Genomic DNA, 21,644 nt, shown 5'->3' with positions numbered 1-21,644 from the left:
CATGAGCAACGACTTCATCCTGGCGAAGGTCCAGAGCGCGCTTCTGACGGTGCTGCTCGCTTCAAGCCCGGCGATCATCGCGGCGCTGGCCGTCGGCATCCTCGTCGGCCTTGCCCAGGCGCTGACGCAGATTCAGGACCAATCGCTGCCGCAGACCATCAAGCTCGTGGTGATCCTGCTGGTCATCATCGTCTTCGGTCCGCTGCTTGGCCAGCAGATCGCGCAACAGGCCTCGACGGCGCTGGACGAGTTCCCCGTCGTCACGCGTTGAGGCACGCGGATGCCGGTCGAACCAATCTTCACCTCGGTCAAGGAACTTCAGTTCTACCTCCTGGCTGGCGCTTTCGCGCTCGCACGCATGACCGGGTTCATGCTCCTGATGCCGCTCTTTTCGCGCGTGCCGCTGTCTGGGCTTCTGCGCAGCGGTGTGGCGCTGGCGCTGGCGGTTCCGGTCTTTCCGATGATCGTGAACAAGCTGACGAGCACCGATCTCCAGACGACGATGATCGTGCTCTACATGCTCAAGGAGGTCGTGGTCGGGACAACACTCGGGCTGGCGATGGGCATACCGTTCTGGGCGGCGGAGGCCGCGGGCGATATCCTGGATTTGCAGCGCGGTTCCACGATGGGGACGCTGATCGATCCGATGATGACCCATGAGACGGGGGCCACAGGCACCTTGCTCGCCGTGATCATGGTCACGATCTACCTCGCAGCCGGCGGCCTGCAACTTTCCCTGACCGGTCTCTACGACAGCTATGGCCTTTGGCCGATCGACCAACTTCTGCCGGTGTTCAGCAAGGACGCGGCCGGAATCTTTCTCGGTCTGCTGAACCGCATTCTGGTGATGGCGCTGACACTCGTTTTCCCGCTCATCATCAGCATGCTCTTGTCCGACATCGTGCTGGCCTTCCTGGCGCGCGCCTCGCCGCACCTCAATGTTTTTGCGCTTTCGCTGGTCGTCAAGACGCTGGTCTTCAGCCTCGTCTTTGTCCTCTACGCGGCTTTCCTGCTCTCCTACATGAACCGTGACCTCGGTTTCCTACGGGAGGCAGGCCGTCAGATAGAAGCGATCGGCTGCCTGAGTTGTCAGTGAGAGTCAGTATGTCTATGCAAAAATGCTAATAGTCGATCGTTCGCCGCCTAACCAATAAATACAATTTATCGAAGAGGAAAGATTCTGACAATTTGACAAGCGGCTATCCTGCCGATGATCTTGCGCTCTTTCGACGTGTCTGTGAAACGTGCATACTCCCGGAAGCCATGCCTCGCCAGACCACTTCATTGTTCTATGACAATTTGCGACTGGTCGGTGCGGATAAGCTGCGCAGACTGGTTAGGATGGGCGCTTATGAAGGGCATACGGGAGGGCTTGCGAGCGGCAAGCTCCAGGCAAATGTTGTGATTGTGCCCCGTCGCTTTGCTGGCGATTTCCACCGGTTTTGCGTCCGCAATCCCAAAGCCTGTCCATTGGTGGGGGTAAGCCGTGCCGGCAGCCCATTGCTTCCAGCGCTGGGTGATATCGATATCCGTACCGATGCTCCCCAGTACAACATCTACTACTTCGGGGAAGTGATCCGTCAGAAGACAGATATCATCGACCTGTGGCGGGATGATTTTGCCGCTTTCGCGCTCGGCAGTTCGCTTACCGTCGAAGCGGCCCTCATCGAAAAGGGGGTCAAACTTCGCAGCATCGGCAACGGCAAGGCCCTCCCCAAGTTTCGGACCAGCATCATGACATGCGGCGCAGGACCGTTTGGCGGCGAGATGGTCGTCTCCATGCGTCCCATAAGACGGTGCGATGTCGACAAAGCTCGCGCCCTCACCGCACGCTTCCCGCTTGCCCACGGCTCTCCTATCCATGTCGGGGAGCCATCCATTATCGGAATAAGAGATCTGATGGCTCCCGACTGGGGCGATGCCGTCGAAATCATGGACGGGGAAGTCCCGGTGTTCTGGGCCAGCAGCCTAACCGCGCAAGACGCTCTCGCCCGCGCCGAACTCGCGATCTCGATCACAGTATCGCCAGGGCATATGCTGATCACCGACGTTGATGCACAAGCGGATGCGGGTGCCTTCAAGGTCTTCTGGTTCTGACTTCAGCGACGCGAATGAATCGCAGCCCAACCGCATCATTCCACTTTTCGAGCGTTTACCAACGCCGGCAACCGCACGTGCTGTCCATCTCGTGAAACCCTTGATCGATCAGATCGAGCGCGCATTCAAAGAGGGAAGTTGTAGGTGTGCCGGTTGAGATCGCATTGTTGAAAATGCCGGCGGTGCTGCGCAGGAGTGTTCAGACTCGGGTTCGATTCCGACCCCGCAAAAAGTCAATTAAATCAAGTTTTGGCATGCTCTTCGAGCCTGTTGTAACCTTTCGGGCGTTAGAGGTTGACCTGCCAAATCACAGCGCCGCAACCGCGTCTGTATCAGCGATAGAAGGTCTGATGCTCACATTCACCCAAATCGCCGTACTAATCTTCAGAAAAAGTACGGCGGACCACCCGCTAAGTCATTGAAAACTTTGGTGATCCCGACAGGAATCGAACCTGTGACCTACAGATTAGGAATCCGAGTTCCTACGCCCCAGCAGTCACTCATAAATCCTATATTTCGCTATTTTTCAAGCGGTTAGCCCCCATCTGATACCAGAGACCCCCTAGGCTTTCTACCTCCTATCGTATTGGGTTAGTAGCGCGGAATACTAAATACCGCTATAAACGATTCGGAGGGACAAATGCCGAAACGCAGCCAAATACGAATTACAAAAATGAAGGTCGATGCTCTCTCTCCCGGCACCCAGCTCTGGGATTCCGAAATCTCTGGGTTCGGGGTTGTGGCAAACGCACATTCGAAGTCGTACAAACTGAAATATTATCACAAGGGCCGTCAGCGCATGCTGACGATTGGAGTCCATGGCAGCCCATTGACGGTGGATCAGGCTCGCAAGCAAGCTCTGATTTACAAGGCACAACAGCAGTCAGGTGAAGACCCCGCGACCGTCAAGCAGGTCGTGGGCGTTACGGTTGAGGCCCTCTGCGCCGAGTACATGGAGAAGCATGCATCCGTTATGAAAAAAGCGGGCAGTGCGCACATGGATCAGGCGAATATCAACAACCATGTCCAGCCGCTTCTCGGTAAGATGGCAGTATCGGACGTGACGTCCGCGGACATCGAGACGTTCAAGTTAGCTGTCAAATCAGGCAAGACTGCTCCGGATGACCCGAAGGCTGTTCAGAAACGTCAACGGGGCGGCTCCCCAGTAAAGGGCGGAACGGGCGTCGCAAACCGATGCCTGGCACTTCTGTCCAAGATGTTCAACCTGGCCGAGACCTGGGGGTTGCGCCCTAAAAAGTCGAATCCGGTTTCTGGTGTAACGAAGTTCAAGGAGCGCGCTAAAGAGCGCTTTCTTACCGTTGACGAGATTAATCGGCTTACCACCCATCTAGATAAGTTGGAGGATGAGGGTGAGCTTGGAATGCAATTCCCAGTCGCCCTGATCCGGCTCCTGATGATGACGGGTGCCCGGTGTGGCGAGATCCAGACGTTGAAGTGGTCTATGGTCGATATCGATGGCGGGTGGTTGAACCTTCCGGATTCAAAAACAGACCGCAAGTCCATACTCCTGTCCAAGCAGGCTGTGAAACTCCTGCGTGGCCTTCCCAAAGTGACAGGAAATCCATACGTCATCATTGGCGGGAAGGACGGAAAGCATCTCCAGAACATTCGAAAGCCATGGATGAAAATCAGAAGCGCTGTCGGTTTGGACGATGTGCGTATTCATGACCTTCGTCACAGCTTCGCATCCATCGCCGCCGCCGAGGGTATCGACCTGCTGACGATCGGGAAAATGATGGGGCACAAGAACTCCGCCACGACCCAGCGCTATGCTCACTTAACCGATGATCACCTTCGGAAGGCAAGCCAATCGGTCGGAGATGCGTTGGATCGCGCTTCAGTGCCCCGAACGGCTTTAGCCTAACAATCCCCCGATGCCGAAAAAGGCGCGAGATATAATTTCACGAATCGTTCAAATCCGATCGGAGGCGAGCTAAAACCAACCATCGGCGGCGGCAAAAGGAGGCGCGATGGGATGGGTGAATCAGAACTATTGACACAAGCGGAAGTTGCAAAATACCTGAAGATTTCTACGAAGACGTTGGAAGCAATGCGGCAAAAAGGGAATGGCCCCGTATTTCACAAGTTCGGCAGACGCGTGTTATACAAAAAATCGACCTTGACCGAGTATCTAGATAAACATTCGTTCGGATCGACATCTGAATATCATTAAAATACTTTACCTGATAGTCAATTTTAGCTATGGTAAACCAATGGGCTTTTGGCATTTAGCTGACAGTCCATAAAAACATCCAAATATTTTTTCATGAACTGTTGCGTTGGGCGGAACACCGACTTCGCAAAACATGAAGATTCGCAAATTGAAACTCTGGCGAATGTTTCGCCTGGAGGTAATATTTTATTATCTAAATGAAAGTGAGGCAAAACATGATAACTGAAAATTTTACTACACCTGATAACGATCGATCGAAATTTAATAAGTCCGATTACTATGAAAAATGGTTCTCCGACCTGGTTCATAACTACTACGAATCTGCCGGAAGATCCGTATACGATTCAGAAGATGCATATCTGAGAGAATGTGCATTCTTCATGACGATGACGTTCGCTGCCGGCGATGTCTTCAAAGAAAAGCTCAGGCTCGGGCTTATGAACCATGATTTCTCGATAGAGTTGGACAGTTTCCATATGCTGTACAATGCTCTGGCATCCTTCACCTTTGGGAAGGGTTGGAGGAGAGAGAAGTTCGCGCAGAGCCTTCCCAAGGTCATCGTGTGCTTAGATTTCGAAGGTTCGCGCTTTGCGTCCGTGGTGCCAGCTTCACCCAAGAACGTCCATATTCATGCGATCTGGCTAATCCACCCTAAGGAAATCGCCAGATTCAAGCGCTTCGTATATGGCCCACTTCTCAGGCTGAAATTCCTCAACTCGATGCCTGCTGATGCGATCGAATTCGAACCATACATCGTCGAGAAAGCGAGAGCAGGAAGGCTGGGCACTTATGTCTCCAAGACTTGGATTAAGTCTGAGAAGCTGCCTCTCAATGGAGAGTTATTTCGTATCTATCCTAACCGAAATGAGTCAGGCGAACCGTATCAAGCCTCTCACAGATATGCTTGGAGAAATAAGATACTGGACAGAATGAGGCAGGCGATCCGAAGGACGTCAAGGGGAGATCGAGCGCTTAGCGATCGAGTTTCATGGAACACCGTCAAAGCTCGTTGATCGAGCAGCGTCTTAGCTCTTCCTGCGGCCTGCCCTTAGAGGTGCCAAACCTTCGCTTCCTTTCGGCACTAGTCTCAGCAACTCCGAAACGTCGCAACCCAATGCGGTTGCTAGCTTTTGGAGAGTCAGAATTGTTGGGTTCTTGGTCCCTCGTTCGAGATGGCCAATGTATGCGCGTTCCAATCCAGCCGCGAGTCCAAGGTCATCCTGAGAGATCCCTTGGGCCACTCGCAATCTGCGCAAATTCCATCCGACGCGGGACCTAACTTCCATGAGAGGAAGCGATCACCTAGTCTTTTTTGAAACCACGTATTATAAAACCCCTATTTGGCTGTGCCATCGCAGGTAGGGGGTACTTTTGAGATATCACGCAGGTTTGGGTCTATTATTCCTTGTTGGATTTTCCTTGGCGGCAGCCGTTCACCCCGCAGGTGCCCAATCCACGGACGCCAAGGTTCAGAAGTATATGGTGACTGCGGCGGGCGCGAGGTTAGGCGGATACGCGGCCCAGTCCAATAATTTGAGGGAGTTCCTTTCCGACAAGTCGGTGTTTCTTAGGCAGACCGATTATCGGAGTGCGGCGAAGGTGTATTTTGACCCAAACGGCAACTACTATATGAGCTTGGACGACGATGAAAAACTCGTTCAGGGGCATTGGGAAATTTGCCCATATAGCAAATCTACCGAAGGTATCCGTATGGACCTTTTCTTCGATATTGGCTGCTCGCGCGTCTACTTCCAAAAAGAGCAAAATGGGGATACTTCCATCGGTTTTGTTCAGCGCTTTTCGAGCAACCCATCCAATAAGGATGCTGTCTATATGGTCGCCCACGGCATCATCTTCCCGGGGCGAAATGGCTGGATCGACAATTTGATCGAAGCCGAGAAGGAGTCCAAATCGTTAGCTGCTGCAGGAATTCGGCCGGAAGATGTGACGGAGCTTTCCAATATCTACTGGCACTATCACATGGGCTCGATATGCGCAAAGTACGGAGTCGTTTTTGATGCCCAATCGCTAGAGGCGTTGGGCAAGGCGGCAAAGAAAGTGGAGCTACGTGTTGGTTCGCCAGAGGTTGTTAAGCAGAAGTGGGACGAGATGGCAGCGAAGATGACAAACCTGGCACCATTAATTGGGCTGGATACGTACGAAAATTTTCATAAAACCTGCCAGACCGAAATGATGTTGGTCAGCTCGTATGTTTCTGACAACTTGAGGCAGCCCGACAAGCCGTTTTGACAATCCGTCGTCTGGTTCTCATAGACATGTCGACCCTGCAAGGGACATTCAGTCCATGAGGCATTTTGGTCCGCTTACGGAGCAGAAGCGGTAGCTCACTGCATGCGCGTTCGCCGCCAGGGGGCGTGGGTCATTCACCGCGGTCGAAAGCTTGTATTGGACGCAAATGGTCCTGCGGAATTTCCCGCTATCGATGAGGGCTGCGACGCTTCTAACAAAGCTCGGCCAGACGAATCAGATCAGCCTCCCAAAAAAAGAGGTTCAAGCGATTGCAGCCGCATCGGGTCTAAACCCCCGCCACGAATTAACAGGGTTGCTTCAGGTACTTGAGAAGAAGCGTCTAATCGAGCAGTCAAACGAAGAAGTCTCTATCCTCGGCGTGACGACACGCGGCTCGCTAGGGCATGCTGCCGATCTGTACCGCGACGCCGAACCTACCTCTTATTAGGAGGCTTCCATCACGCTGGCCGCGATTGCATCTATCGCGCCCGCGCAACATCACGTGACCAACGTTTTTATGTGACGTTCTCACACCAAATGCGAGATGAAGGGCCTTTGACAATGGCCCGTTTCAATGAAATGTCGTGATAAGCCGCCGAAGCGGATTCGCGGTACGGGCTGGAACGAGATGAGAACTATGGTTACGCGGTAGCCCTCGAAAACTCTCCTCAATAAGACAATACTCTTGATTGCGATCCTCATCGACACTGACGCCACGTGCTTGTTTCGGCCGCATGTTGCTCCTGTTGGCACGCCGCTCTCCCGACCAGATCGTTTGCGTGTTGCATCCTTCTCCCGAGTAGCTAAAACAGCACTTTATAAATGCGGTGCCGCGATGAGAACGATGGCCGCGAAGGACCCGAAAAACAGTTTCGGGATGCTTCTCGGCTATGCCCATGCTGCGCTGGTCCAAGTCGAAAAGCACGGCAGGCCTGTCGTCGTTGTGATGAGCGTGGAGTATTTGTCAGCGTTTGAATGAGCCGTCGAAGCGGCCAGATGACACGGCGCAGAAAACGGTGAAGGTCGGTCGTTGAGAATGCTGGGACAGCGGAAGCTTAATACACAAACGCGATCGGCTTCGAATGACACCAATGTCGCGGGCGAGCCAATAGCCGGATACCCTGTCGTAGACGTCTTCGCCGGCCCGGGCGGACTAGGGGAAGGATTTGCCTCCGCACTCGACGATAAGTCGCGTCGTCGGTTCCGCAGTGTCGTATCGATTGAACGGGATGCATTCTCGCATCAGACACTCCTACTCCGTCATTTCTTTCGACATTTTCGCGAAGGGGAAGTTCCGGAGGATTATTACGAGTTTCTAGCAGGTCGGATTTCGGAGTCTGAATTATTTGCTCGGCACCCTGCCGCCCATGCCCATGCCATGCGCAGCGCACTGCGAATCTCGCTCGGTCGCGAAACTCACGCGGAGGTGCGCAACATTATCCAAGATCGCCTCGAAGCCAACGAGCCATGGGCACTGGTTGGAGGCCCGCCCTGCCAGGCATATTCTCTAGCCGGCCGCTCCCGCATGATGGGACGGCCGGGGTTCGAACAAGACGAGCGACACACCCTCTATCTCGAATATCTCAGGATCATAGCGGATCACCGTCCCCCCGTCTTCGTCATGGAGAATGTAAAGGGCCTGCTTTCAGCGACGATCGACGGCAAGTCTGCCATTTCCCGTATCGTCCAGGATCTCGCGTGGCCCGGTACCGCAATCCCTGGTGCGCCGGCTGACCTCTCCTACAGACTTTATTCGCTTACGCAGGAGGAAGTAGCTGAGGGCGAAGTCGATCCCCGCCTCTTTCTGGTTCGAGCTGAGGATCACGGCATTCCCCAGGCACGGCATCGTATGTTCATCGTCGGCATCCGAGGCGACCTGAAAGCGAGACCGACGTTGCTTAGGAGGATGGGAGCGCCGACGGTCCGTGACACAATAGGTTCACTTCCTGCGATCCGAAGCGGGTTGTCGCGGGGGGAGGACAGTCCGACGGCGTGGCTGCGAGAGATCCGCCAGATTTCGAGCATGAATGTCCGACGTGAGCTGAACGGCGCCACATACGCCGGTCCCGTCGCACGCGGCCTCAGGTTCGAAAATCTGATCGAGATGCAGTCGCCGCGTGTTACATCCTCTACGCGCTACAAGCTTCGGCGCCCGAATCATAATGTTCTGCGCAGCCTATTTGATGATCGATTGCCGATCCTGACGTTGCACGAGGCGCGCAGTCACATGGCGTCCGACCTTCGCCGCTATCTCTATGCTGCGACCTTTGCGCAGGAAACCGGGCGCAGTCCGAAACTTGCTGACTTTCCTGCCGCTCTTCTTCCCGACCATCAAAACGTCGAGGAAGGCCGTACCGGTAAAATGTTCTCTGACCGATTCCGAGTGCAGCTTGCCGAGCAGGTGTCGTCCACGATCACGTCACACATTTCGAAGGATGGCCATTACTTCATCCACTACGATCCGGCGCAGTGTCGAAGCCTTACCGTGCGCGAGGCGGCGCGCCTCCAGACGTTCCCGGACAACTATCATTTCGCAGGGCCACGAACTGCACAATATCACCAAGTCGGCAATGCGGTGCCGCCGCAGCTAGCAAAGCAGATCGCGGAAATCATCGCCCAAGTGCTTGACTCCATCCGGAGTGGTCGATGATGGCAGACACGTTGACCAGCGAGCGCAGAAGCTGGAACATGTCAAGGATCAAAGGCCGGAACACCAGCCCTGAACTACTGTTGCGCTCGCTGCTGCACCGCGCAGGGTTCCGGTTCCGGCTTCATGCGAAGCAGCTTCCCGGCCGTCCCGACGTCGTCCTGCCAAAATACCGGACCGTGATTTTCGTTCACGGCTGCTTCTGGCATAGGCATCCAGGTTGCCGAAACGCGACCACGCCATCGACGCGATGGGCATTCTGGCAGGAGAAATTCGATAGCAACGTCAGCCGCGACGCGCGCAACCAAGAAGCGCTCGAATCGGCCAGGTGGACCGTCCTGACCGTGTGGGAATGCGAACTGAAGGCGGATGCGGAAGGCGTCGCCCGCCGTCTGGCAGGCGAATTGCGGAAGGACGGCTGATGGCGCGACCTCATCATCTGCCGCCGAGCGCCTCCAGCCTGACGGCATCTCTCCGCGATCTTGGCTACTCGCTCGAAACTGCAGTTGCGGACCTGATCGACAACAGCATTTCAGCCGACGCAACTGAGATTCACCTTTTCTGCGACATGAGCCGCAGCACGCCCGTCCTCGTCATCGCAGACAACGGGCGGGGCATGAGGGAAGCCGAGGTGATAGCAGCCATGCGCCACGGCGCGATTGACCCTCGCAAGAAGCGCGGACCGAAGGATCTCGGACGTTTCGGCCTCGGACTTAAGACCGCGTCCTTCTCGCAATGCCGTCGGCTCACCGTTGTGAGCTCTGTGAATGGCGAACGCGCTGGCGCAGAATGGAATCTCGCCCAGGTCGAGGAGGACGATGACTGGTTCGTCTCCATTCTCGAGCCGGCCGAGATCGCGGCGCAGCCCTTCTTAGAAGCGCTGGGTGATACTGGCACGCTGGTCATCTGGCGCGACCTTGACCGACTTTTCGAAGATGAGACTGGGCAGAAGCGGGATGAGATTGTCAACGAGAAGCTGGCCGTCGTCGAGCGACACCTATCGCTGGTATTCCACCGCTTCCTCGCAGGTGAAGTGAAGGGTCGACGGAAACTGACGATCCGCATCAACGGTCATCCAATCACACCCTTCGATCCTTTCTGCCGGAAGAATGCGGCAACACAGGTCCTCCCCGAGGAAACTGTCTGGGTCGATGACGTGGCTGTTTCGATGCAGCCTTACATACTGCCGCACCACAGCAGACTGTCCGCATCGGAGTACGACTATTATCAGGACCGCAGCGACTTCATCTCCAATCAAGGCGCCTACATCTATCGAAACGGGCGTCTAATGGCGTGGGGTGACTGGTTCCGGCTCGTTCCCAAAGGCGAGGCCACGAAGCTCGCCCGGGTCCAGATCGATTTCCCCAACAGCCTGGACGAAGCTTGGACCATCGACATCAAGAAATCGCGCGCTCGCCCACCGCAAGTCGTGCGGGAGCGCCTGCGCCAGATCATCGCCAAGATCACGGCCCGCAGTGTGACCGTGCATCGTGGTCGGGGCCAGAGGCTGTTTCAAGAGAACCAGGCTCCGCTCTGGGAACGCTACGCCGATCACGGCGGCATCCGTTTCGCGATCAATGAACAGCATCCACTCATCATATCGCTGATCGCGAAGCTTTCGCCTGAAGATGCGGTATCGCTCAGCGTGCTTCTCGATTCGATCGCCGCCGCCCTGCCAGTCGAGATGATCTACTCGGATTACTCAACGCATCCGCGTGAGGTAAGCCAGACAACCGTTGACGAGAACCAGACACTGGATCGCCTGAGGAGTCTCAAGCAGGTTCTCTACGGCGACGGACCGGGCGATCCTAATGCTTTTCTGCATATCGTGCGCTCGACTCGCCTCTTCGATGGCCAGATCGAGACGGCCGAGAAATTTATCAGCGAGACCTTCGCATGAGCGCCACAATCATCACGGAAGAGCGGAATATCGCCAACGCGCTCATCTCGGGCCTCGCCAACCTGAGCGAAGCGCCGACGCGCGAGCAGGTGGAGGAAAAGGCGAAACAGATCGCCGCCATCTTCGGCTACACTGGCGATCTCCGCAATATCGTCACCGAAGCGATGATCTCAGTCGACACTCGCATGGGAGCCGGCGTCTCGCTGGTCGATGTTACCGCGAAGCATGACGACCAGTGGGTTCGCAAGCGCGAAGATATCACTTGGACCTACGCCAGCGCCTACGAGAAATTTCTTCTGAAGGACGGCTGGCCGCCTCGGATGGTGCAGTCGCTGAGCGACGTAACCGGTCGTATCCTAGGACATCTCCAAGACCCTCTGAGTGAGGGTACAACCTGGAATCGCCGAGGTCTCGTCATCGGCCATGTCCAGTCTGGCAAGACCGCTAATTACACCGGCCTGATCGCGCGGGCCGCAGACACCGGCTACAAATTCATCATCGTCATCGCCGGCATTCATAACAACCTGCGCAAACAGACGCAGCAGCGTATCGATGAGGCCTTCATCGGCCGGTCGAGCGATCCCGAGGACCGCAGATCGATCGGCGTTGGTCTCGACTCTGGTTATCCGCACCCTGCGACGCTCACCAACATCAACGAGGACTTCAATAAGAATACGGCGGCCAAAAGCGGATGGAAGATCAACGATTTCAGCAAGCCGATTATCCTCGTCATCAAGAAAAACGTCACGACGCTCGCAGCGCTTCATAAATGGCTGAAGGCGCTTAACGCGCAGGGGGATGGCCGAATTTCCGACGTGCCGATGCTATTGATCGACGACGAGGCCGACAACGCCTCGATCAATACCAACAAGGAGGATCTCGACCCGACCCGCACGAATGCCATGATCCGGCGCATTCTCGGGCTGTTCGCGAAATCCTGCTATGTTGGCTATACGGCAACACCATTCGCCAATATCTTCATCAATCCCGACGCCTATGACGATGACGTGCGCGAAGAATTGTTCCCCCGCGACTTCATCTATTGTCTGGATGCGCCCACCACCTATTTCGGCGCTGAGAAGGTGTTCCTCAATGACGACACCAGCCAGTCGATCGTGAAGCCGATCGATGACTGCGAGGACTTCATCCCATACGCGCACAAGCGCGACGACCCGGTGCCCGAACTGCCGCCGAGTCTCTACCGGGCGCTCGACGAATTTATTGTCGCCCGTGCCATCCGTAATCTTCGCGGTCAGACCGGCAAGCATTGCTCCATGATGATCAATGTGTCGCGCTTCGTTCCAGTGCAGAAGGCCGTGCGCGACTTCATCAGCCTCCGCGAGAAAAAGATTAGCGAGGCGGTCCGGGCCAATTACCTCATGCCGGAATCCGTCTCGTCCGCCAACGTGTATATGCAGAGCCTGAAGCAGGCTTTCGAGGCGGAATATGCCGGGGTCGGCTTTACCTGGTCCGAGGTCAAGGCTGCCTTGAACGGTGTGTTCGATCACCTCCATCTCTACGTCATCAACAGCAAGAGCGACGAGGTTCTCGATTATACGAAATATGAGAAGGAGGGCGTCGGGCTCACCGCGATCGCGGTCGGCGGCCTCAGCCTGTCGCGCGGCCTGACCATCGAGGGTCTGACCGTCAGCTACATGTACCGCAACACGAAGATGTACGACACGCTCATGCAGATGGGCCGCTGGTTCGGCTACCGGCCCGGCTTTGAAGACCTCTGCCGAGTCCACCTCTCACGCGATTCCATCAATTGGTACTCCCATATCGCCGAGGCCGCCGAGGAGCTTACCCAGCAGGTCAAGCGGATGAGACGGGACGGCCTGAGCCCGAAGGATTTCGGCCTCTATGTCTGCTCCCATCCGGACAGCCTACTGATCACCGCTGCGAACAAGATGCGCTCCGGCGAGGAGATCACGGTCGAGCAGAGCTTCAGCGGCCGGCTGCGGGAGAGCTACATCGTCTCGACAGATCCTGACGTGAATACCCGGAACTTCAAACTGATCGCCGAACACTGGCAGAACGGTTTTGGAGGACGCTCGGCGGAGCCTACCGGAAAGGGCTTCTTCTTCGGAGACGTGCCGGTGGCGGTGGTCGAGGACTTCCTCACCAGGTTCGAATCTCACTCGACCTTTGCCGGTCAGAAATCAGACGTGGTGGCCTATCTGGAGCGGATTGCCGAGCGGCGGCCGCTGACCGACGTCCTGCTTATCTCACCCTCGGGCGCTTCGGGCGGCGAGAAACCCTTCACCCTGAACAATCAGGTGCGCGTTGTCGGCAAAGGTCAGCCGAACGGAACCTCGTGGCGCTTGAACAAGGATCGCGTAGCCTCCCGCGGCGATGAGAAGCTCGGCCTCAGCGACTCTCAGCGTCTGGAGGCCGAGAGGCTGGCCGGCAGCGAGGATGGAACTGGCGCGGTGTCCGACACGCACTATCGGATGGTCCGGAACAAGCCGCTTCTCATGATCCACAGCCTTGAGCCTAGGGGTGAGGCCGTGGCGGGGCCGATCACCGCCTTCGGGGTCAGTTTTCCCTACGGGGACTATTCGACGACCATCAATGTCGTCGTGAACAAGATCTGGCTCCAGCAGATGCAGGGCTATGCTGACGACCCGGACGAGGAAGAGGACTACGATGGCTGAGTCCTCGCCGTGGGATGACATTTCCGTCCCGGGCGCGGACTTCAATGTCCGTCAGGTTTCGGGCGAAACCGCTGTGCCCTGCTTCTGGGGACGTGACACGGCCGGCGCATGTTTGTTCATCGTGGAGCTTCAGGGCAACCACACGGTCCAGTACCGCAAGAATGTGGTCACGGTGCACGGCATCGACGTTGATCTTCGCAGCGGCGGCCCGGTACTGCAGCGCTTGGTTCTCACCCTTGAGAAACAGGTCGACCGTGACCTTTTCGAGGGATTGTGCCGCACGCTCGCGTTCGCGCTGGAGCGAGCTACCGACTCCGCGAGCTCGCTCGCGGTCGCGCTCGCGCATATCCGGCGGTGGAAGACCTTCCTGTCCGGCCGCAGCCAGCTCCTGTCGGCTGAGGAGGTCCGCGGCCTCTTCGCCGAACTCACCTTCCTGCTTGAGCTGATCGACCGCGAGGCATCAACCACCACTGCCATCGAAGCCTGGCTCGGCCCGGAGAAGTCTCATCAGGATTTCATCTTCGGCAACACGGCGGTGGAGATCAAATCACTCTCTGGGAGCGAACGCAGCACGGTCCGAATCTCCTCGGAGGACCAGCTTGAGTCCCTCAACGATGCGCTTTTCCTACGCATCTATCGGCTGAGCAGCCTGCCCGATGCGGTCGGCGCCCGCTCGCTCAATGAGATTATCGCCACAATCCAAGGACGGCTCGGAGAGGCAGAGGCTGTCGAGGCGTTCGATCGGAAGCTGGTAGCCTACGGCTACGCGCCGCTCCCCGACTATGACGGACCGCGCCTCGTCGTCAGTGACGCACGCAGCTATCGTGTCAGTGACGAATTCCCGCGCCTGATGCGGTCGCAACTGCCAACCGGTATCGATAGGGTCGCCTACGACATCAGGCTGGAAACCATCGCGCCATATGAATGCGATGGCGAGGCCGTTTTCGGGAGAAATTGATGGAGCAGACGGTCGAGGAGTTTTTTCACGATTTCCGCCAGGAGATGTTGGCTGGAGCAGAAGCTAACAGCACTTATCAGCTTGAGGCCTTCATGGAGGCCGTCTCCACCGAGCTGATCGAGACCGGTTTCGTCGAAGGCTTCGAGCACTGCCACTACCGTGCCCCGCGCGGTATGCGTGTCGACGGCTACTGGTTCAACGACGAGGGCGCACTCGATGTGTTCGTGGCCGATTTCGATTGCCGCCGCGAGCTGGAGACGCTCACCCGGACCGACGTGGACGCCGCCTTCAAGCGGGCCGTCAACTTCTTCGAGGCGAGCCTCCAGGGTACGCTCGAGCCCGACCTGACTACGCCTGAGTATGGTCTCGTCCGTCAGATTGCCGACCGCCGGGCGATGCTGCGCCTAGTCAATTTCTACCTGACTTCCGAACGGGTGCTCAGCGACCGTTTTCAGGCATTTCCGGATGGCGAGGTCGGCGGTATACGCGCCAGCTATCATATCTGGGACATGGCGAGGTTCCAACGCCAGCGCAGTTCGCGCGGGCACAAAGAGCCGCTCGACATCGATTTTGTGGAGCTGTTCGGGGACGGCATCGCATGTCTGCCCGCCAATCTCGGGTCGGACTCCTATCGGTCCTATCTGATCGTCATGCCGGCGCCGATCCTCGCCGCACTCTACGACAGATACAGCGCGCGCCTGCTGGAGCAGAACGTACGGACCTTCCTTCAGGCCCGAGCACAGGTGAACAAAGGCATCCGGGCGACGATCCTCAACGAGCCGCAGATGTTCTTCGCCTACAACAACGGCATTACCGCGACCGCCCAAGAGGTAGAGACGCGAGTGACCAACTCAGGGCTCCAGATCGCCCGCATGACTGATCTTCAGATCGTGAACGGCGGCCAGACCACCGCATCACTGTTCCACACCCAGCGACGCGATAAGGCCGATCTGTCCGGCATCTTCGTTCAGATGAAGCTGTCGGTGATCGATAGCGAACAGAGCGAGATGGTCGTTCCCCGCATTTCGGAATATGCCAACACGCAGAATCGGGTGAACGCAGCCGACTTCTTCTCCAACCACCCCTTCCATGTCCGCATGGCGGAATTCTCGCGCCGCATATGGGCTCCAGCCCAGCAAGGCGCACAGCGCGAGACTAAATGGTTCTATGAGCGCGCGCGCGGCCAGTATGTAGACGCACAGGCGAAGCTAACGGCGGGTGAACAGAAGCGCTTCAGGGCGGAATATCCGAAGACGCAGATGTTCACGAAGACTGACCTCGCCAAGTTCGAGAACGTATTCGACGATCACCCGAGATGGGTGAACCTCGGCAGCCAGAAAAATTTCGCCCGCTATGCTCTCAGGATCGGCAAGGAATGGGAGAAGTCGTCGGACGGCTTTAACGAGCTGTATTTCAAGCGCGCGATTGCTCGCGGCATCCTGTTCCGTGCAACCGAAAAGCTGGTTTCGGCGCAGCCTTGGTACAATGGTGGCTACCGTGCCAACACCGTAGCTTACACGCTCTCCATGCTCGGCGAGATCACCAAGCGCCGGAAGATGGCCGTCGACTATCAACGCATCTGGGCCGCGCAGGGGGTTGATGGCGTGCTTTCACAGGCCATGGCAATCATCGCGACGACGGTCAACGAGGATATCATCCGACCGCCGCAGGGCATCTCCAACATTTCAGAGTGGTGCAAGCGGGAGGGCTGCTGGGCGCAGCTTCTCAATCAGGCCGACGATATCGCCGGGCTTCTGCCCGACGAGTTCTGGGCCGGTCTCGCCTCCACGGAGGACAACCGGCATGAAGCAAAGACCGCACGCCAAACGCAGAAGATTGACAACGGGATCGAGGCACAAAAGCAGGTTTTTGAGGTACCACGGTCGCATTGGGCGCTCATTCTAAAGGAAGGCTCGAGTCGGCGGCTTTTGTCGCCAAAGGAGATGGGCGTACTTAAGATTGCGGAACAGATGCCCGCGAGGATTCCAACGGAGAAACAGAGCGCCGTTCTTATTGAAATCCTCGGCAAGGCTCAGCAGGAAGGGATACTCTAGCGTGAAGTCCGCCAGCGCCGTCCTCGGCTCAAGCGCGATAAGCTTCGGAGGCCGATTCTCTCCAGACAAGGAAGATAATCCTATAGATTTTGCCGAACTCCGTATAATATAAAGTACGTTATATTGTATTGGAGGCTTTGGCTTTGCTTACCGCTCTTATGCTTTTCTCCGTTTTTACCCTGGTGTTTATCTTATTCGTCGGCTTGGTGCGCTGGAACGATGCCAGGAGCACGGCTGGGCTCTTCCGTGCTGAGATCAATGCGGTGCTGGAAACTGTCATTGCTAGCGATCATGTCGGGTCACTATTTGGGTATCAGGGGCACTTGGCGGCCGGTAACAAAATGGCCATCCCCACTTACCTCTGTTGTCAGGCGTCCGAGTTACCAATTTTCCGTCAATTCAGGCGCCGGATGGGTTTGTTCGACCCAGAATTGAGCTGTGAGATCGCAGCCTTCTATGTGGTTCTTGCTCAAGCGCGGCGTTGTTTTGTCGAACTGGCTGCAGCCAAGACGGAAATGCCAGAAGTGCTCGCCGAGGGGTTGGCCGAAGATATTCGCCTATGGAAGAGGGTCGAGGTTCAGGGTTCGTCGGTCGCCGATCGGCTGCAAAAATTCATCATGATCACGCCTCAATCCTATCTTTCCGCTCTAATTTTCGCTCGCGCGCCAGATGCTTGAACTGCTGCTCGCCAGCTCCCGGCAAAAAGAACTAATTTCCCTCGTTCGCCGGTCTGGCCTTGGCGCGGAAGCCCGATTTCTGGAATTCTTTGCTGCCAATATCCGCAATCCCAATACCCGCATCGCCTACTACCGCGCTGTCGCGGCTTTCTTAAATTGGGCCGACAGGGCGGGATTGTCGGACCTGACCTCGATCGGCCCAATTCACGTTGCCGCATGGGTCGAAGAGTTGGGATTTCGCTATTCTGTTCCTTCGGTAAAGCAGCAGCTGGCTGCCCTAAAAATGTTGTTCGACTGGCTCGTGATGGGTCAAGTTATACCAACGAACCCCGCTGCCTCTGTAAAGAGCCCTCGACACATCATCCGCAAAGGTAAGACAGCGGTACTTGACCCGTCTGAAGCGCGGCAACTCATCGAATCAATCAGCCCCGCGAACGTCATCGGACTCCGGGATCGGGCGTTGATTGGAACGATGCTGTATACGTTTGCGCGGATTGGTGCGGCTCTCGCCATGGTTGTCGACGATGTCTATTTTCAACACCGTCGACTGTGGGTTCGATTGCATGAGAAGGGCGGCAAACTCCATGACATGCCCTGCCATCACGAACTTGAAGCCTGGCTCGTGACGTACATCGAGGCCGCGAATTTACGGAGTCAGCCTGACCGGGCGCTATTCAGAAGCTGGAACCGTCAATCTAGTGCACTCGGTAACGACCGTCTTTGCCATTCGAACGCATACGCTATGGTACAGCGGCGCGCGAAGCAGGCCGGAATCAAAACGGCCATCTGTAATCACACTTTTCGCGCAACGGGCATCACTGCTTACCTACTCAACAATGGGACGCTAGAGAAGGCCGCCAAGATGGCAAACCACGCATCGACGCGGACTACCCAGTTATACGACCGTCGAGACGACAGCATCGTCTTGTCCGAGGTGGAGCGGATAAGGTTTGAATGAATCCCCCAGAACGACTACACTCGAGCAAGGCTGCTGCCGTCTCGTGGGATGTTCATTACCATTGGCACAGCGCTGCGAGGGGTGACCGAGCAGGTAGCCCATTTCCGTTGGCGATTATACTTTGCGTACCCCACTAAGGTCAGATAGCTTCGCGATCGATCGCCGGGAGTCGTGACCAGCCAATTTCGGTGGTACAGTCAGTCCTGTGATTTGGTGGGGCTGGTAATATGATTGCAGACGACGATCCTGAGTTGGTTGACGACACTTTCCCTGTAGCAGGCTCAAAGCCGACGCGCTCTTCAGACGAGGTTGCGCTTGCTGAAGAACAAATCGTCAAAAACATCAAAGACGTTCGATACATAGTTAGGGAGTATCCCGCTGAAGTTGTCGCGAAACAATATTTAAAAGGGCGCGGCGAAGACAAGAACGAAATATATGTACCAGATTATCAAAGAGATTTGGTTTGGCAGGAGAAAAAGCAATCTAGATTTATCGAGTCCCTTTTGATCGGGCTCCCTGTGCCATTTATCTTTGTTGCCGACGTGAGCAAGGATGATGACCCCGATAGTTCGGGCCGGCTTGAGATAGTCGATGGCGTTCAGCGCATCCGTACCCTCGCCCGCTTTTTGACCGATGACCTCACGCTGTCAGGGCTGAGTCGACTCGATGCATTGAACGGCTTCAAGTTCTCGGACCTACCCACGTCGAGACAGCGCCGGTTCAAGCGCTCGACTCTTCGGCTGATCGAATTGACAGAAGCGGTGACTGAAGACGTCCGCCGCGAAATGTTTGACAGGATAAACACCGGTTCGGTGACACTGGAGGCCGTAGAAGTGCGCCGGGGCATGCAGCAGGGTCCGTTTTTGGACCTTTGCACTGCCCTTGCTGGGGACCCACTCCTCCACTTACTCGCGCCGGTCTCCGAGGCGCTTGCAAAACGGTATGAGTATGAGGAGTTGGTTACCCGATTTTTCGCATTTAAGGATCGCTTCGAGGTCTATGGATTGGGTGAGGAAGGTAAGGTCGTCAGGGACTTCCTGCTTTCATACGTCAAAGACAAAAACATAGAACTCGCCGAACAGCCCGGCGGCACTGACGTGGCTGCCAGCATGAAAGCGATCTGGACGAAAACGCTTGAGTTTGTTCAGGCAAACTATCCAAACGGCTTCAAGAAGTCTGGTCCTGGCCGGAAAGTGCCACGCGTCCGATTCGAAGCGATCGCCGTTGGAACTGCACTTGCCCTTGAACAGAACCCCGATTTGACGGCGGCAAACGTAAGTTCTTGGCTCGATAGCGATGAGTTCAAAGACTGGACCACCAGCGATGCTGCTAACAATAGGGCGAATTTGGTCGGGCGCGTAACATTCGTCCGAGATCGGCTGCTCGCCGAATGACAAAAGAGTTCCTGACTGACTTTGCGGAGCGTAAGCGGCAGGTGCGCCACTACTTGTCGGTCGTGATGACTGTCGAGAAAAACGCGCCAATAGGGTCCGCAACGCGGGCCCAATCTAGGCGGTTAATGACATTGCGGGGCGGCACCTTCCTACTTCTATATAATCTGATCGAAGCTACCTTGAGGGGCGCTGTCGAGACCATCCACGGCGAGATTGCGCAAGCCTCGACGCCGTTCGACAGGCTGTCGGGCGAGCTCCGTCTTGAACTCGTGAGGCTTTTCAAAAGCAAGGCTGATCCCCAAGCCTATGCTCTTAAAAATGTCCCTGCTGAGTTCGTTGCTCTTGCGTTGAGTTACGACGTAAGATGTCGGGTAGCGTCGATGCCAAGAGCATTCGCGCCCTTGGCAAGACGTATGGCTTCTCGTGTCACACCGATCATTCCAGGACCGCCGGCGGCGCTGATCTATTGACGATAAAGAGCAACCGCAACGATCTCGCTCACGGCCTTAAGACCTTCGAGGAGGTTGGCCGAAATTACACCGCAAACGAGCTTGTCGAAATCAGTCGAAGATCGACACGTTTCATGTTCGAAATTTTGACCAACATTGAGGCGTTCTTAGATAATGAGGCCTACGCGGCGTAAGCGCGCGCATGCTCGACAATGGTAGTGCCGATCGCCTTAGCAAGCGACGGGGGAACGGCATTGCCTATGAGCCGTCCTATCGCTCTGAAATTCAGTTTGCTGTCTGATGGCGCAAATTTGAAGTCGATCGGGAACGACTGCAATACCGCGCCCTCTCGAAGGGTAATGGCTCGATCCTGCTCAGGATGACCAAACCGACCGTTGCCGAATCCATAGAATTGGGTGGTGATAGTCGGCGACGGCTTATCCCACGACATGCGGCCGTAGACCGATGGATATGTCTTGCCAGATTTTGCTTTGTGACAATCGGCGCGCATTTCTTCCGGCCACTCGCGCCAAGTCCCTGCTGGTTTCGACGCCTTGATCCGATCGAGGTTCTTAGGAGTGAGAGCGCGAGAGGTATGCAGCGGGTCAATCGCGTTCCTCAAACCAGCCTTGATTTCCGGCAGTTTTCCTATCGCACTTTTGACAGTCGGAGCCTTGCCTTCCGAAGGCGATGGAAGGTGAATCGCCCCTAATCTCGACGCTAACAGGACGAGCCTTCTTCGTTGCTGCGGAACGCCGAACTTCGAAACGTCAAGCACGTCCCATGAAACCGAATATCCGACCTCTTCCAAGCCAAGTACGAATTCACTCCACAATGGAAGGTGAACAAGGCGTGGGACATTTTCTAGGGTGACAATTTCCGGTTTCGCCTGCTGGACAATACGAAGAAATTCCAGCAGCAATTGCCACCGGGGATCAATCCCGCGTCGCTTAGTAGTGTAGCCGGAAAAGGGCTGGCATGGAGCGCACCCGGCTAGAACTCGGATACGGGCAGTGCCGTACATTTCGGCCACAGTTTGCGCAGATAGGTCGCACACGTCGCCCTCTAGGAACTTCGCACCTATGTTTGCCTCGAACGGATAGCGACAGGCGGGATCCAGGTCGACGCCACCAGCGATCGCGATACCACTTTCCCTCAGGCCAAGCGATAATCCGGCCGCACCACAGAACAAATCCACGGCTGCAATGTCGAGAGATTTAGTGGTCATACTGGCGAATCCGATTCTTATCAGACCAGATTCTACCTGAGAACACTGCCGAAATCGATCGCAATCTAAGCCCTTTTAACAGAGCCTATTTTCGCTCCTTGATAGGCGCGCTTCTGCGCATCGCCTTCTCGAACGCGTCGCCAGTTTGGTCCCCGTCAAGTTCCCGAGCGGCCTCTTTGAA

The 21,644-nt window shown here is 56.1% G+C and carries 22 protein-coding genes; 20 read left to right on the top strand and 2 right to left on the bottom strand.

The genetic code is table 11. The features are described from left to right. The first annotated feature begins 1 nt into the window (after position 1). The 6 genes from DH10_RS32435 (at position 2) to DH10_RS32410 (ending at position 5,304) form a co-directional block, all read left to right on the top strand. Positions 2-271: an EscS/YscS/HrcS family type III secretion system export apparatus protein gene (locus DH10_RS32435; protein WP_192251677.1), complete on the top strand. Its 270-nt coding sequence runs from the start codon at positions 2-4 to the stop codon at positions 269-271. A gap of 9 nt (positions 272-280) precedes the next feature. Continuing rightward, positions 281-1,096 carry a type III secretion system export apparatus subunit SctT gene (gene sctT, locus DH10_RS32430; protein ID WP_192251674.1) on the top strand — a complete coding sequence of 272 codons (816 nt, stop codon included), beginning with the start codon at positions 281-283 and terminating at the stop codon, positions 1,094-1,096. Positions 1,097-1,263: 167 nt separating this feature from the next. Beyond that, a complete protein-coding gene (locus DH10_RS32425) occupies positions 1,264-2,097 on the top strand; it encodes a D-glutamate cyclase family protein (protein WP_192251671.1) in 834 nt (277 codons plus the stop codon). A gap of 640 nt (positions 2,098-2,737) precedes the next feature. Further along, on the top strand, positions 2,738-3,982 hold the full coding sequence (locus DH10_RS32420; RefSeq protein WP_192385782.1) for a tyrosine-type recombinase/integrase: 1,245 nt from the start codon (positions 2,738-2,740) through the stop codon (positions 3,980-3,982). Between the two features lie 111 nt (positions 3,983-4,093). Beyond that, complete coding sequence (locus DH10_RS37765) at positions 4,094-4,291, top strand: helix-turn-helix transcriptional regulator (RefSeq protein WP_192385781.1); 198 nt, start codon at positions 4,094-4,096, stop codon at positions 4,289-4,291. Positions 4,292-4,506: 215 nt separating this feature from the next. After that, positions 4,507-5,304 (top strand): hypothetical protein, encoded by a 798-nt coding sequence (locus tag DH10_RS32410; protein WP_192385780.1) that lies wholly within the window; start codon positions 4,507-4,509, stop codon positions 5,302-5,304. A 12-nt stretch (positions 5,305-5,316) separates the two neighbouring features. On the opposite strand, the gene DH10_RS32405 is transcribed toward DH10_RS32410, so the two are convergent. Further along, on the bottom strand, positions 5,317-5,577 hold the full coding sequence (locus DH10_RS32405; RefSeq protein ID WP_192385779.1) for a helix-turn-helix domain-containing protein: 261 nt from the start codon (positions 5,575-5,577) through the stop codon (positions 5,317-5,319). 133 nt (positions 5,578-5,710) lie between these two features. On the opposite strand from DH10_RS32405, the gene DH10_RS32400 reads away from it, so the two are divergent. The 14 genes from DH10_RS32400 (at position 5,711) to DH10_RS38365 (ending at position 20,429) form a co-directional block, all read left to right on the top strand. Next, positions 5,711-6,541 carry a hypothetical protein gene (locus tag DH10_RS32400; protein ID WP_192385778.1) on the top strand — a complete coding sequence of 277 codons (831 nt, stop codon included), beginning with the start codon at positions 5,711-5,713 and terminating at the stop codon, positions 6,539-6,541. Positions 6,542-6,707: 166 nt separating this feature from the next. After that, the gene (locus DH10_RS32395) at positions 6,708-6,989 is read left to right on the top strand and encodes a hypothetical protein (protein WP_192385777.1); all 282 of its coding nucleotides are present in this window, start codon (positions 6,708-6,710) and stop codon (positions 6,987-6,989) included. A 237-nt stretch (positions 6,990-7,226) separates the two neighbouring features. After that, a complete protein-coding gene (locus DH10_RS36415) occupies positions 7,227-7,520 on the top strand; it encodes a hypothetical protein (RefSeq protein WP_210327882.1) in 294 nt (97 codons plus the stop codon). Between the two features lie 57 nt (positions 7,521-7,577). Beyond that, complete coding sequence (locus tag DH10_RS32385; RefSeq protein ID WP_192385776.1) at positions 7,578-9,191, top strand: DNA cytosine methyltransferase; 1,614 nt, start codon at positions 7,578-7,580, stop codon at positions 9,189-9,191. Continuing rightward, positions 9,188-9,610 carry a very short patch repair endonuclease gene (locus tag DH10_RS32380; protein WP_343221658.1) on the top strand — a complete coding sequence of 141 codons (423 nt, stop codon included), beginning with the start codon at positions 9,188-9,190 and terminating at the stop codon, positions 9,608-9,610. The genes DH10_RS32385 and DH10_RS32380 overlap by 4 nt, the downstream gene beginning before the upstream one ends. Further along, a complete protein-coding gene (locus tag DH10_RS32375; protein ID WP_192385775.1) occupies positions 9,610-11,088 on the top strand; it encodes an ATP-binding protein in 1,479 nt (492 codons plus the stop codon). Before DH10_RS32380 ends, DH10_RS32375 begins: the two co-directional genes overlap by 1 nt. Positions 11,089-11,177: 89 nt before the next feature. After that, entirely contained in the window at positions 11,178-13,745 is a 2,568-nt protein-coding gene (locus DH10_RS32370) for a Z1 domain-containing protein (RefSeq protein ID WP_343221657.1), read from the top strand. After that, on the top strand, positions 13,738-14,703 hold the full coding sequence (locus DH10_RS32365; RefSeq protein ID WP_192385773.1) for a PD-(D/E)XK motif protein: 966 nt from the start codon (positions 13,738-13,740) through the stop codon (positions 14,701-14,703). The genes DH10_RS32370 and DH10_RS32365 overlap by 8 nt, the downstream gene beginning before the upstream one ends. Next, on the top strand, positions 14,703-16,757 hold the full coding sequence (locus DH10_RS32360) for an AIPR family protein (protein WP_192385771.1): 2,055 nt from the start codon (positions 14,703-14,705) through the stop codon (positions 16,755-16,757). The genes DH10_RS32365 and DH10_RS32360 overlap by 1 nt, the downstream gene beginning before the upstream one ends. Before the next feature lie 137 nt (positions 16,758-16,894). Continuing rightward, positions 16,895-17,434 (top strand): hypothetical protein, encoded by a 540-nt coding sequence (locus DH10_RS32355; RefSeq protein ID WP_192385769.1) that lies wholly within the window; start codon positions 16,895-16,897, stop codon positions 17,432-17,434. Beyond that, positions 17,427-18,392 carry a tyrosine-type recombinase/integrase gene (locus DH10_RS32350; protein ID WP_192385768.1) on the top strand — a complete coding sequence of 322 codons (966 nt, stop codon included), beginning with the start codon at positions 17,427-17,429 and terminating at the stop codon, positions 18,390-18,392. The genes DH10_RS32355 and DH10_RS32350 overlap by 8 nt, the downstream gene beginning before the upstream one ends. Positions 18,393-18,619: 227 nt before the next feature. After that, entirely contained in the window at positions 18,620-19,786 is a 1,167-nt protein-coding gene (locus DH10_RS32345) for a DUF262 domain-containing protein (RefSeq protein ID WP_192385766.1), read from the top strand. After that, on the top strand, positions 19,783-20,256 hold the full coding sequence (locus DH10_RS32340; protein WP_192385764.1) for an MAE_28990/MAE_18760 family HEPN-like nuclease: 474 nt from the start codon (positions 19,783-19,785) through the stop codon (positions 20,254-20,256). The genes DH10_RS32345 and DH10_RS32340 overlap by 4 nt, the downstream gene beginning before the upstream one ends. Continuing rightward, a complete protein-coding gene (locus tag DH10_RS38365; protein ID WP_192385762.1) occupies positions 20,151-20,429 on the top strand; it encodes an MAE_28990/MAE_18760 family HEPN-like nuclease in 279 nt (92 codons plus the stop codon). The genes DH10_RS32340 and DH10_RS38365 overlap by 106 nt, the downstream gene beginning before the upstream one ends. On the opposite strand, the gene DH10_RS32330 is transcribed toward DH10_RS38365, so the two are convergent. Then, positions 20,417-21,463 (bottom strand): DNA cytosine methyltransferase, encoded by a 1,047-nt coding sequence (locus DH10_RS32330; protein ID WP_192385760.1) that lies wholly within the window; start codon positions 21,461-21,463, stop codon positions 20,417-20,419. The two genes, DH10_RS38365 and DH10_RS32330, sit on opposite strands and share 13 nt — an antisense overlap. Positions 21,464-21,644: the final 181 nt, after the last annotated feature.

This window comes from Mesorhizobium silamurunense (assembly GCF_014843825.1).
GTDB classification, from domain to species: Bacteria; Pseudomonadota; Alphaproteobacteria; order Rhizobiales; family Rhizobiaceae; genus Mesorhizobium; species Mesorhizobium silamurunense.
The sequence above is the reverse complement of the archived record's forward strand: the minus strand, read 5'-3'. Positions and strand labels throughout refer to the sequence as shown.